Genomic DNA, 12763 nt, shown 5'->3' on the forward strand with positions numbered 1-12763 from the left:
CCGTACCGGACACGGGGTGCCCCGCACGAGGGCTGAGATCACACCCGTCGAACCTGAACCAGTTAGCACTGGCGGAGGGATGTCTCATGTCGTTGCCGCATGCCCGCGGCGAGGTGGCCCTCGGCGGCCCCGAGCGCGTCTTCGACGGGCGGATGCCCGCCGCTCCCGGTGACCTGCGCGTCGAGGCGCGCGGCATCGCACCGGTTCCCGAGAGCGCCCGGTACGGCGGCCCGGGCCGGCTGTTCACGGTGTGGTTCGCGCCCAACCTGACCATGACCGGCGTGTTCACCGGCACCCTCGGCATCGCGCTCGGCCTCGACTTCGCCACCGCGCTCACCGCCGTCGTCCTCGGCACCCTTCTCGGAGCCGTGCCCACCGCGTACCTGGGCACCTGGGGCAGTCTCACCGGAGCGGGCCAACTCCCGCTCGCCAGGCTGGCGTTCGGACGTGCCGTCGTGCTGCCGGGCGCCCTCCAGTGGCTGTCCTCCATCGCCTGGGACGCGCTCATCGGCCTGTTCGGCGGGGACGCGCTGGCCCGGCTGTGCGGCTGGCCGTTCTGGCTGGGCGTCCTCGTCGTGATGGCCGCCCAGGGGGCCCTGGGCGTCCTCGGGTACGAGGCGATCCACCGGCTCCAGACCGTGATGACCTTCGCCCTGGCCGCCGCCTTCGCCGCCCTCACCGCCAAGCTCGCGACCGGCGCCCAGCACACCGCCGAGGCCACCGCGCACGGGGCCGACCGCGCCGGCGCCTTCGTCCTGACCTGCACCGTCGCGCTCAGCCTCGCCCTCTCCTGGGCCCCGTACGCCAGTGACTTCAGCCGCTATCTGCCGCGCACCGCGTCCCGGACCCGGATGTTCTGGTGCACCCTCCTCGGGCTCGGCGCCTCCTTCGTCGCCGTCCAGGCGCTCGGCCTGTGGGGCGCGGCCGTCTTCACCGACCAGACCGCCAGGGGCGTGGACAGGCTGCTCGGCGGCGGCGTGCCCGGCGCGCTGGGCCTGCTCTCCGTCGCCCTCGCCGCCCTGTGCAGCAACGCCATGAACGACTACAGCGGCTCCCTGGCGCTGCAGACCATGGGGGTCCGGCTGCCCCGCCCGGTCGCCGCCGCCCTCGCCGCCGCTCTCGGCTTCCCGCTCGTGCTGTGGATGCACGCGGCCGACACCACCACCCGCTTCCAGAACGTACTGCTCCTCGTCGGCTATTGGATTCCGGGCTTCGTCGCCGTCGTGGTGGTCGACTGGATCGGGCGGGCCCGGGCGCGCGGCGGCGCGCCCGTCGACCCGGCCACGGAGGCCGCCCGGCCGGGCTCCTGGTGGCCGGCGCTCGTCGCGTTCGTCGCCGCTTTCGCAGCGGCGGTGCCGTTCATGAGCACCGGTCTGTACGTCGGTCCGGTCGCCGAGGCCCTGCACGGTGCCGACCTCGCCTACCCGGCGGCCTTCGTCGCGGCGCTCGTGGTCTACGCGCCGCTGCGCCTGCGCACGCGGCGCTGACGCCGCACCCCGCCGTCGCGTCCCCACGCCTTCAGGGAGAACCAGGTATGACACCGTCCACCACCCCCGCGGGTGCGTCCCCCGCGCCGCCCCGTGTCCTGACCGTCGCCGGATCGGACTCCGGCGGCGGCGCGGGCATCCAGGCGGACCTCAAGACGATGCTCGCGCTGGGCGCGCACGGGATGAGCGTGCTGACCGCGGTCACCGCCCAGAACTCCGTCGGCGTCCAGGGCGCCTGGGAACTGCCGGCCGACGCGGTCCGGGCGCAGTACCGCAGCGTCGTGGACGACATCGGTGTGCAGGCGGTGAAGACCGGCATGCTCGCCTCGCCCGAACTCGTGCGGACCGTCGCCGAGTTGCTGGCGGACACCGCCGCCCCCGCGGTCGTGGACCCGGTCAGCGTGTCCAAGCACGGCGACCGGCTGCTCGCCGACGAGGCGCTGGACGCCGTCCGCACGGTGCTGCTGCCGGTCGCCACCGTGGCGACGCCGAACCTGGACGAGACGGCGCAGCTCACCGGCATCCGCGCCACGGACGACCGGGGCATGGCCGAGGCGGCCCGGCGACTGCTGTCGTTCGGGCCGCGCTGGGTGCTGGTGAAGGGCGGGCATCTGCCCGGCGAAGCCGTCGACCTGCTCACCGACGGCAGCGAGGAGCACTGGCTGCGCGCGCCCCGCCACGACAACCGCCACACCCACGGCACCGGTTGCACCCTGGCCTCCGCGATCGCCGTGGGCCTGGCCCGGGGCCGGGAGGTGCCCGACGCGGTGCGCCGCGCCAAGGACTACGTCACGGGCGCGATAGCGGCGGGCTTCCCTCTCGGCGCGGGCCTGGGCCCGGTCGACCACGGCTGGCGGCTGCGGGTGGACCGCTGACCCCGGGAGGCAGGTCCGCGGCCACGGCGACCGGTCAGGTGCCGGACCCCGCGCGCAGGACCGTCAGGGAGACCGTGGAGGCGTTGCCGGACACCGGCACCTCGCCCTGAGTCCACTTCACCTTGAGCGGCGCCTTCTCGTCCGGCGGGGTGACGAGGAGGGTGGCCCGAGTCGCCGTCCCGGCACCGCTGATCTCGGGGTTGGAGAAGGTCAGACCGGCCCAGGCGCTTTGTCCCGGAGCCAGGGTGACGGTCGTCGCCTTCTCCGAGGACCGCTTCGGATCGGGCCCGAGCTGCTTGCCGGACGCGTCGACGAAGGCCGCGCCGGGGAAGCCGCGCACAGTGCAGGTGCGCGAGGAACGGTTGGTGAGGACGACCGCGAAGTTCTCCTGCCCGGCGCCCGGGTCGTTGTCACCGACCGAGGCGCGCAGCTCAGGGGTGTGGCACCGGCCGCCCGGGGGAGCGCTCCCCTCGGCGGCCGGGACCGAGGCGGACGCCGAGGTCTTCGCCGCCCCGGTCGGTGTCGCGCCGCCGGACGGACTTGTGTCGCTCCCGGAGCCGGCGTCCGTCGTGCGCGTACCGGAGGCCGGTCCGGCCGTGGCGGAGAGCTTCGTCGGGGCGCCGCTCGCCCCGTCGTCGCTGCCGCAGGCGGTCAGCAGCCCGAGCACCGCGAGGCCCGCGAGCAGGGACACCCCGCGTGCGGGGGAGGGGGTGCGCCGTGCGGGGGCCGTGCCGTCCGGGTCCGCGTCGCCGCGCAGGAAGGTCGCCATGCCACAACTCCTCGGTCGTCGTCGCACGCGTCCCGACGCGTGCACAGGGCGCGTTGTGCCCCGTCACCCCTGTCCGATGCACCGGGAGGCGGAAAAGTTCGCGGGAACGGCGGACGCGGGAGCCGGTCTCCGACCCGTACGGAGTCGAGCACCCGGTCGACGGCGTCGCCGCCGTCGGCTTCCGCTGCGTGCCGGCGGATCTGCACGTACACCTGCGGCCCGCCGCCACCGCCCGCCGGGGCCGGCCCCGCCTCCGCGAGCGCGCCCCCGCCTCCCCGGACAGCCGTCCCACGTCCGCAGCACCCCGTGCCGGCGCCTGCCGGTGTGAACGCGGCTGCCCGCGCAGCGGCACTCGGGGCCGGCGATCCGGGCGACCCCGGCCCCCATGTCGCCGTGCTCGCTGAGGCCCGCCGGCGCCCCGTCCACCCCGGCGTCGAGTCCGCCCAGTCGGTGAGGTCGTCCGCGGCGGCAGGCCGGGCGCGCGGCCGTCCCGCAGCCCGACACTGCCCGGATTCCAGCCGGCGTCGCGGAGCCGCCGGTCCCAGCCGGCGGGCACCTCCGGCGAGAGCCGCCCCGAGGCGTCCTCGACCCGGACGCTCCCGGGAGGGGACTGCCGGGCCACCGGCGCGGCCGTGAGACCGGCCGCGCCGAGGACGACCGCCGCGGCCGCGGCCCCGGCCGGCGCCCGGCGCCGGTGTCGTGGCGGAGGGGCGATGCCCCCGCGTGGCTGCGGCGCCGCCGGCCGGTCCGGCTCGTCCGCGCAGCGCCCCGCGGTGGGCCGGCGCCGCTCACGGTCGGGTTCCATGGCCCGCTGCAGCGCCCGGACCGCCTGGGGGGGGCCGGGTCCGCCCGGAACCGGTCCGCGCGGACGACCTGCCCCGGCGGTCCGGGGGCCGCGCCCCGACCCGCAGCGGGCCGCGGCGGGCTCCGATCCGGGCCGCGGCCGCCCCCGGATCCGGCGTGGCTCCGAACGGGTGGACTCTCAGGGACGCGAACCGGCCCGGCGGCCCCGCCCCGGATCCGGATGGTGACGTTGCCCCTCGAACCCCGACCCGGAAGAGGTGCCCGTGCGACGTATCCCCTCCCGCCGCCTGTTCGCCGCATCACTGCTGGTGGCCTCCGTCCTGGCCCCGATGACGGCGATTCCCGCGACGGCCGACCACGCCGTGGTAGCCGACCGGCACGACGAGGACAAGACGCCACCGGGCGGACTGGGCCCCAAGCTGACCGCCCGGCTGGACAAGGCCATCGAGAAGGTCCGCCGACAGGCCGGCATTCCAGGGCTCGTCGTCGGCCTGCGGATGCCCGGCAAGGGGGACTACGTCCGGGCGACCGGGATCGCCGACAAGAACACCGGCGCACCGATGCGCACCCGCCAGTTCATCCGGATCGGCAGCGAGACCAAGACCTTCACGGTCACCGCGCTGCTCGAACTCGTCGACGACGGCCGGATCGGGCTGGACGACCCGATCTCCGAGTACATCGACGGCGTACCGAACGGCGACCGGATCACTCTGCGGCACCTGGCCGAGATGCGCAGCGGTCTCTTCCCGTACAGCGAGGACCCGGACTTCGACCACGATCTGATGAGCGACCCGTACCGGTCGTTCAGCCCCGAGGAACTGCTCGAGTACGGCTACCGGCACGACAACACCTTCGCGCCGGGAACGCAATTCCAGTACTCCAACAGCAACCTCGTCCTCCTCGGCCTGGTGATCGAGAAGGTCAGCGGCCACCGCCTCGGCGACTTCATCGAGAAGCGGGTCCTGCGACCGGCACACCTGCGCCACACCCTCTTCCCGGAGGAGGAGGAGTACCCCGCGCCGCACGCGCGCGGGTACACCGATCAGACGCTGAGCGGTGACGTCGAGGACTCCACCGACTGGAACCCCAGCTGGGCCTGGGCCGCCGGACAGATGATCTCCGACCTGCACGACCTGCACCGCTGGGCGAAGATCGTCGCCACGGGCAAGCTGCTCAGCCCGCAGACCCAGGCGCAGCGGCTCAAGACGCTGCCGACCGGCTACCCCGGAACGACGTACGGGCTCGGCATCTTCAAGTCCGGTGGATGGCTCGGTCACAACGGTTCCATCCCCGGCTACGAGACGGTGACCGTCTACCTGCCGTCGAAGAAGGCCACGCTGGTGGTCCTGCTCAACACCGACAGCATGGTCGACGGACAGGAGCCGTCCTCCCTCGTCGCCCGGGCGATCACCGAGATCGTGACCCCGAAGAACATCTACGACCGCCCGGTTCCCCCGCGGTAGCCGGCCGAGCCCCACCGCCCGGTCGGACGCCTCCGGCCGGGCAGCCCGGTGGGTACCGCCCCAACGTCCGCGCTCCCGGCCTTGGTTGGTCCTTCATCACTCCGACACCCGCCGGCCCTGGTGTTTTCGGCGACGGCCCGGAAAGCTGATCTGGGCATGCCAACACGACCGCTCGCTCCACCCCCCACGCCGCGGTCGACCAGGAGGACGCAAGTGAAGCCGACCCCGCGCATCCGCCGAGTTCCCGTGATCCTCGGCGGCGCGCTCGCCCTGGTTCTCGCCCTTCCGGGCAGCGCCCTCGCCGAGCCGCCCCGGGCGCTGCCGGCCGCCGCGGACGGACTGGAGCAGACGTTCCAGCCGGCCTACGACTACGACACGGACGGCTGCTACCCGACCGCCGCCATAGGCCCCGACGGAACGCTGAACGCCGGCCTCAACCCGTCGGGGGCCCTCAACGGCCAGTGCCGCGACTCCTGGGACCTCGACAGCACCAACGGCTACTCCCGCGAGAAGTGCAACAACGGCTGGTGCGCGATCCTGTACGGGCTCTACTTCGAGAAGGACCAGGCCGTGGCCGGCAGCGGGCTCGGCGGGCACCGGCACGACTGGGAGCACGTCGTGGTGTGGGTGCAGAACGATCAGGCCCAGTACGTCTCCACCTCCGCCCACGGCGGCTTCAGCGTGTACGGCCGCGACCGGATCCGCTGGGACGGGACTCATCCCAAGATCGTCTATCACAAGGACGGCCTGAGCACGCACTGCTTCCGCCCGGCCAACACCAATGACGAGCCGCCGGAGAACCACCGCCACACCTGGCAGTACCCGAGCCTCGTCGGCTGGAACGGCTATCCCGCGGGCCTGCGCGACAAGCTCAGCCAGGCCAACTGGGGCAGCGCCGTCTTCGGCCTCAAGGACGGCAACTTCGCCTCGCACCTCGCCAAGGCCAAGCCGGCGGGCATCCCGTTCGACCCCGACGCCTGACGGCACCGGACGGAGGCGAGACCGGCCGTGCGCGTGCGGTAGGGTTCACCTGCGCGATCACGTGGGTCACCACGGGAACCGCAGCGGGACGTGGCGCAGCTTGGTAGCGCACTTGACTGGGGGTCAAGGGGTCGCAGGTTCAAATCCTGTCGTCCCGACGTTGCGAGTCGCAGGCCGAAGGCCGTACCGGAGCATCCGGTACGGCCTTCGGCCGTGATCGACCGGGTGCGGCTACTCGACCTTGGCCCAGTCGAGCGTGCGCTCCACCGCACGCTTCCAGTCCGTGTAGCCCTGCGCCCGGCGGTCGTCGGACCACTGGGGCTCCCAGCGCTTGGACTCCTGCCAGTGGGTGCGCAGTTCGTCGGTGTCGCGCCAGAAGCCGGTGGCCAGTCCCGCCGCGTAGGCGGCGCCGAGCGCGGTCGTCTCCGCGACCACGGGACGGCTGACCGGTACGCCGAGCACGTCGGCCTGGATCTGCATGCACAGGTCGTTGGCGGTCACGCCGCCGTCGACCTTGAGCACGTCCAGGTGGACACCGGAGTCCTGCTCCATCGCCTCCACGACGTCGCGGCTCTGGTAGCAGATCGACTCCAGGGTCGCCCGGGCCAGGTGGCCGTTGTCGTTGTACCGGGCGAGGCCGACGATCGCGCCGCGGGCGTCCGAACGCCAGTAGGGGGCGAACAGGCCCGAGAACGCGGGGACGAAGTAGACGCCCCCGTTGTCCTCGACGGTACGGGCCAGGGTCTCGCTCTCGGCCGCGTCACTGATGATCTTCAGCTGGTCGCGCAGCCACTGCACCGCGGACCCGGTGACCGCGATGGAACCCTCCAGGGCGTAGATCGCCGGGCTGTCGCCGAACTGGTACGCCACGGTGGTGAGCAGGCCGTGCTGTGAACGGACCAGTTCCGTACCGGTGTTGAGCACCAGGAAGTTGCCGGTGCCGTAGGTGTTCTTGGCCTCGCCGGGCGCGTAGCAGACCTGTCCGACGGTGGCCGCCTGCTGGTCCCCGAGCACCCCGGTGATGGGGATCGCGGCACGCAGCGGACGGGAGGTGCGGGTCACCCCGTAGGCCTCCCGGTGGGACGAGGGGTTGATGGTGGGCAGCATGGCCCGCGGGATGTCGAAGAAGCCCAGCAGCTCGTCGTCCCAGTCGAGGGTTTCCAGGTTCATCAGCATCGTGCGGCTGGCGTTGGTCACGTCGGTGGCGTGGATGCCGCCGTCGGGACCGCCCGTCAGGTTCCACAGGACCCAGGCGTCCGTGTTGCCGAAGAGGGCGTGGCCCTGCTCGGCGGCCTCACGGACACCGTCGACGTTCTCCAGGATCCACTGGATCTTGCCCCCGGAGAAGTACGTCGCCGGCGGCAGGCCCGCCTTCCGGCGGATGACGTCACCCTGGCCCGACCGCTCCAGCGCGGCGGCGATGGAGTCGGTGCGGGTGTCCTGCCACACGATGGCGTTGTAGTAGGGGCGGCCGTTGCGCGGGTCCCAGACGACCGTGGTCTCCCGCTGGTTCGTGATACCGATCGCCGCCAGGTCGTCGGGAGACAGATTCCCGTGCCGCAGGGCGTTCTGCATCACCGAGTTGGTGCGCTCCCAGATCTCCACCGGGTCGTGCTCGACCCAGCCCGACTTCGGCATGATCTGGGCGTGCTCCAGCTGGTGCTTCGCCACCTCGTTGCCGGAGTGGTCGAAGATCATGAAACGGGTACTGGTGGTTCCCTGGTCGACTGCGCCCACGAAGTCCGCCATGGGGATCCGCCTCCTTCGTGGGGGTCAGGACTCGTCCGGAGAGGGGACGCGTCCGGGGGGCTCCGGCTCCGCCGTCGGCAGGAACCGGCCGATCAGGAACTTGTAGATCGCCGCACCGAGCACGCCGCCGATCAGGGGGCCGACGATCGGCACCCAGAAGTACAAATTCCCGTATTGATCTCGCCACGCTCCGCCGTACCCCGTGAAGAAGCTGGCGAGGCGGGGTCCGAGGTCACGTGCCGGGTTGATCGCGTAACCGGCGTTGGTGCCCCAGGCCATACCGATGGCGACCACGACCAGGCCGATGATGAACGGGGCCAGGTTGGCGCCCGGCGGGGTGTTCAGGAGGTCCGTGATGGCCATGATCAGCAGCAGCAGGATGGCGGTGCCGATGATCTGGTCGCGGAACGCGCCCCACTCGTGGACCGGCAGGTTCGGGTTGCCGTTCGCCGGGAGGGTCGAGAACACGCCCTGGGTCTTGATCGTGTGGCCGGGGTCCGCCTTCGCCAGCGCCTCGGAGTAGTTCCAGCGCACCAGGAGGGCGGCCACGAAGGCGCCGGCCAGCTGGGCCAGCGCGTACGGTGCCACCTTGCTCCACGGGAAGCCCTTGAACGTGGCCAGGGCGACGGTCACCGCGGGGTTGAGGTGCGCGCCGCTCAGACGGGCCGCGACATAGACGCCGAGGGTGACGCCGAGACCCCAGGCCCAGGCGATGCTGTCATGGTTTCCCAGACCGCCCGCAGGCGTGGTGAGCGCTCCGCCGGCGACCACCTGGGCCACCACACCGCAACCGAAAAGAATGAGAATCATGGTGCCGAGGAATTCGGCCGACATCTCGCCGACCAGCCCCAGCCTCTTGAACCGCTCAGCCATGGAAGCCCACTTCCCACCGGCACGGGACCGGCTGTCGACTGTCCGAGCCCTCCCCGCATCAGAATAGAACGATCAACCGTTAATCGCACCAGAGGTGAAAAAATGCCTCATATGGGACGGGGGGTTGGGCTCACCCGTGCAGCGGGGATCCCGTCAGGGCCTCGGAGGGCACGCCGTCCACGCCGCGGGGAATGTCGCCCGCGAGCATCACGCGGTGCATCACGCGCGGAAAGTCGAGGTGGCCGGTGTCGGCCGGGGCCAGGTGGACCGTCGCCCGGTTGTCCCAGAACGCCACGCTTCCCGGCTCCCAGCGGAAGCGGACCGTGTACTCGGGGCGGGTGGCCTGCTCGACGAACATCTCCAGCAGACGCAGATTCTCCGCCCGGGACACGTCCAGGATCCGCTCGACGTAGTACCCGTTGACGAAGAGCAGGCGCTCACCCGTCTCCGGGTGCACCCGCACCAAGGGGTGCACCGTCGCGACCTGGTGGTCCTGGAGGTGCCGGACGTAGGCGTCCTGGCCCGGCCGCGCCTGGTAGCCGACGCCGAGCCGGTGCTCGGCCCGCAGGGCGTCCGCGAACCGCCTCACCGGCTCCGACAGGCCCGCGTAGGCGGCGGCCAGATTCGACCAGGTGGTGTCCCCGCCGTACGGCGGCACGGTCTCCGCGCGCAGGATGGTCGCCGCCGGTGGATCGATCCGGGCGCCGTGGTCGCAGTGCCAGCCCCGCAGCAGGGTGTGACGCCGCTCCAGCCACTCGTCGCGCTCCATGCCGTAGCGCCCGGCCAGCTCCAGGCGGTCGGCCGTGGTCTCCACCTCCGGGAAGTCCTCGGGGGATGCCTTGCCCCGGGAGCGCAGGGCGACCGGCTCGCCGAAGCGGCGGGCCAGCGCCACGTGGGCGGCGTGGTCGAGGCGCTGCTCCCGGAAGAACACCACCTTCCAGCGCAGGACCGCCGCCCGGATCGCCGCGACGACCGCGTCGTCCAGGGGCCCGGCCAGATCGACGCCGCTGATCTCGGCGCCCGTGTGGCCCGAGGCCGGCCGTACGTCGATACCGGCTTCCGTGGTCACGTCTGTCTCCGCTCCGTCGCATCCGTCGGCGCCCTCGCGCCCGGCGCGGGGGGCCGCTGCCCGGTCCGATCGCTACCCGGCCAGGGACCGTTCGAACGCGTACCCGCCCGCTCGTGGCCACCGTTCGCCCGTCGGCGCGGAAGTGTCGGCGCGGGCTGCGGCGGGCGCCGTCCGCTGCCGCGACGCGGGGCGGGGCGGGGCGGCGCTCGGTGGCCCTCCGGGCGCCGCCCCGCCCGGTCAGGGGCGGGCCGGACCCCCTCCCTGCTCGCGGGGAGCCGCCGCCCGCTCCCGGGAACGCCGCCGCCCCGGCCGGAAGGCTCCGGCCGGGGCGGCGGTCGCGGACGGCGGGTCCGCGGTGGTGCGTCAGGCGAGGATCGCCAGCGCCTCGTTCCACGTCTTCGACGGACGCATGACCGTCGAGGCCTTGGTGACGTCGGGCTGGTAGTAGCCGCCGATCTCGGCCGGCTTGCCCTGGACCGCGATCAGCTCGTCGACGATCGTCTGCTCCTTGGCGGAGAGGGTCTCGGCGAGCGGGCCGAAGGCCTTGGCGAGGTCGGCGTCCTCGGTCTGCGCGGCCAGCTCCTGGGCCCAGTACAGGGACAGGAAGAAGTGGCTGCCGCGGTTGTCGATGCCGCCGACGCGACGGGTCGGCGACTTGTCGTTCTCCAGGAACGAGGCCGTCGCACGGTCGAGCGTGTCGGCGAGGACCTGGGCGCGCGCATTGCCCGTGGTGGTCGCGAGGTGCTCGAAGCTGGACGCCAGCGCGAGGAACTCGCCGAGGCTGTCCCAGCGCAGGTAGTTCTCCTTGACGAGCTGCTGCACGTGCTTCGGCGCGGAACCGCCGGCACCCGTCTCGAAGAGGCCGCCGCCGTTCATGAGCGGCACGATCGAGAGCATCTTGGCGCTGGTGCCCAGCTCCAGGATCGGGAACAGGTCGGTCAGGTAGTCACGCAGGACGTTGCCGGTGACCGAGATCGTGTTCTCGCCGCGGCGGATCCGCTCCAGGGAGAACGCGGTCGCCTCGACCGGGGACAGGATCTTGATGTCCAGGCCCTCGGTGTCGTGCTCGGGCAGGTACCGCTTGACCTTCTCGATCAGCTGGGCGTCGTGCGCACGGGTCTCGTCGAGCCAGAACACGGCCGGGTCGCCGGTCGCGCGGGCACGGGTGACGGCGAGCTTGACCCAGTCCTTGATCGGCGCGTCCTTGGTCTGGCAGGCGCGGAAGATGTCGCCGGCCGAGACGGTCTGCTCCAGGACGACGTTCCCGGCCTCGTCGACCAGGCGGACCGTGCCGGTGGCCGGGATCTCGAAGGTCTTGTCGTGGCTGCCGTACTCCTCGGCCTTCTGCGCCATCAGGCCGACGTTCGGGACCGAGCCCATCGTCGACGGGTCGAAGGCGCCGTTGGCCCGGCAGTCGTCGATGACGACCTGGTACACGCCGGCGTAGCTGCTGTCCGGGAGGACGGCGAGGGTGTCGGCCTCCTGGCCGTCCGGACCCCACATGTGGCCGGAGGTGCGGATCATCGCCGGCATGGAGGCGTCGACGATCACGTCCGAGGGGACGTGCAGGTTGGTGATGCCCTTGTCGGAGTCGACCATCGCCAGCTCCGGGCCCTCGGCGAGCTCGGCGTCGAAGGAGGCCTTGATCTCGGCACCCTCGGGCAGCGCTTCCAGGCCCTTGTAGAGGCCGCCGAGACCGTCGTTGGGGGACAGGCCCGCCGCGGCGAGGGTCTCGCCGTACTTCGCGAACGTCTTCGGGAAGAAGGCGCGCACCACGTGACCGAAGACGATCGGGTCCGAGACCTTCATCATCGTGGCCTTGAGGTGCACCGAGAACAGGACGCCCTCGGCCTTGGCGCGGGCGATCTGCGCGGTGAGGAACTCGCGCAGCGGCGCCACGTGCATCACGGACGCGTCCACGACCTCGCCGGCGAGGACCGGTACGGACTCGCGCAGCACGGTGGTGGAGCCGTCGTCGCCCACCAGCTCGATCCGCAGGGCGGTCGGCTCGGTGATGACGGTGGACTTCTCGGTGGAGCGGAAGTCGTCGACGCCCATGGTGGCGACGTTCGTCTTCGAGTCGGCGGACCAGGCGCCCATGCGGTGGGGGTGGGCCTTGGCGTAGTTCTTCACCGAGGCGGGGGCACGCCGGTCGGAGTTGCCCTCGCGGAGCACCGGGTTCACGGCGGAGCCCTTGACCTTGTCGTAACGGGCGCGGATCTCCCGCTCCTCGTCGCTCTTGGGGTCGTCCGGGTAGGCCGGCAGCGCGTAGCCCTGCTCCTGGAGCTCGGCGATCGCGGCCTTCAGCTGCGGGATCGAGGCCGAGATGTTCGGCAGCTTGATGATGTTGGCCTCGGGCGTCTTGGCCAGCTCACCGAGCTCCGCCAGGGCGTCGGGGATGCGCTGGCCCTCCTCCAGGTACTCCGGGAAGAGGGCGATGATCCGCCCGGCAAGCGAGATGTCACGGGTTTCCACAGTGACACCGGCCTGCGACGCGTATGCCTGGACCACCGGCAAGAACGAATGGGTCGCCAGGGCCGGGGCCTCGTCAGTGTGCGTATAGATGATGGTCGAGTCAGTCACCGGTGCTCCGCTCCACGTCTGCAACATTGCTCGACATCAAGATATCTCGTGACCGACCCCCACTCGACAGGACCCTGCCCGCCGCCGGTACCCCGATCCGGCCGGACCCC

9 protein-coding genes, 1 tRNA gene and 1 riboswitch are annotated in these 12763 nt (G+C 72.2%); of the genes, 5 read left to right on the forward strand and 5 right to left on the reverse strand.

Annotated features, from left to right (window positions below; translation table 11 throughout):
- Positions 1-2: 2 nt before the first annotated feature.
- Positions 3-97: riboswitch (TPP riboswitch) on the forward strand.
- A complete protein-coding gene (locus ACZ4NT_RS22820; protein WP_467727225.1) occupies positions 87-1487 on the forward strand; it encodes a purine-cytosine permease family protein in 1401 nt (466 codons plus the stop codon). (Overlaps the previous riboswitch by 11 nt.)
- A gap of 47 nt (positions 1488-1534) precedes the next feature.
- Positions 1535-2362 carry a bifunctional hydroxymethylpyrimidine kinase/phosphomethylpyrimidine kinase gene (gene thiD / locus ACZ4NT_RS22825; RefSeq protein WP_467727227.1) on the forward strand — a complete coding sequence of 276 codons (828 nt, stop codon included), beginning with the start codon at positions 1535-1537 and terminating at the stop codon, positions 2360-2362.
- 34 nt (positions 2363-2396) lie between these two features.
- Here the strand turns inward: thiD and ACZ4NT_RS22830 are convergent, their stop codons facing one another.
- On the reverse strand, positions 2397-3131 hold the full coding sequence (locus ACZ4NT_RS22830) for a DUF4232 domain-containing protein (protein WP_467727229.1): 735 nt from the start codon (positions 3129-3131) through the stop codon (positions 2397-2399).
- Positions 3132-4198: 1067 nt separating this feature from the next.
- Between ACZ4NT_RS22830 and ACZ4NT_RS22835 the strand changes: the two genes are divergently transcribed.
- The 3 genes from ACZ4NT_RS22835 to ACZ4NT_RS22845 all read left to right on the forward strand — a co-directional run bounded on the left by ACZ4NT_RS22835 (position 4199) and on the right by ACZ4NT_RS22845 (position 6537).
- Positions 4199-5398 (forward strand): serine hydrolase domain-containing protein, encoded by a 1200-nt coding sequence (locus tag ACZ4NT_RS22835; protein WP_467727231.1) that lies wholly within the window; start codon positions 4199-4201, stop codon positions 5396-5398.
- Positions 5399-5611: 213 nt separating this feature from the next.
- Entirely contained in the window at positions 5612-6379 is a 768-nt protein-coding gene (locus ACZ4NT_RS22840) for an NPP1 family protein (RefSeq protein WP_467727233.1), read from the forward strand.
- Positions 6380-6463: 84 nt separating this feature from the next.
- Positions 6464-6537, forward strand: a tRNA-Pro gene (locus ACZ4NT_RS22845).
- Positions 6538-6610: 73 nt separating this feature from the next.
- On the opposite strand, the gene glpK is transcribed toward ACZ4NT_RS22845, so the two are convergent.
- The 4 genes from glpK to ACZ4NT_RS22865 form a co-directional block, all read right to left on the reverse strand.
- A complete protein-coding gene (gene glpK / locus ACZ4NT_RS22850) occupies positions 6611-8128 on the reverse strand; it encodes a glycerol kinase GlpK (RefSeq protein WP_121407319.1) in 1518 nt (505 codons plus the stop codon).
- A gap of 24 nt (positions 8129-8152) precedes the next feature.
- Positions 8153-9001, reverse strand: a complete 849-nt coding sequence (locus tag ACZ4NT_RS22855; RefSeq protein WP_467727236.1) for an MIP/aquaporin family protein — start codon at positions 8999-9001, stop codon at positions 8153-8155.
- A gap of 130 nt (positions 9002-9131) precedes the next feature.
- Positions 9132-10070, reverse strand: a complete 939-nt coding sequence (locus tag ACZ4NT_RS22860) for a TauD/TfdA dioxygenase family protein (RefSeq protein WP_467727238.1) — start codon at positions 10068-10070, stop codon at positions 9132-9134.
- A 363-nt stretch (positions 10071-10433) separates the two neighbouring features.
- Positions 10434-12653, reverse strand: a complete 2220-nt coding sequence (locus ACZ4NT_RS22865; RefSeq protein ID WP_467727240.1) for an NADP-dependent isocitrate dehydrogenase — start codon at positions 12651-12653, stop codon at positions 10434-10436.
- Positions 12654-12763 lie beyond the last annotated feature (110 nt).

This window comes from Streptomyces sp. NPDC026417, from assembly GCF_055567695.1.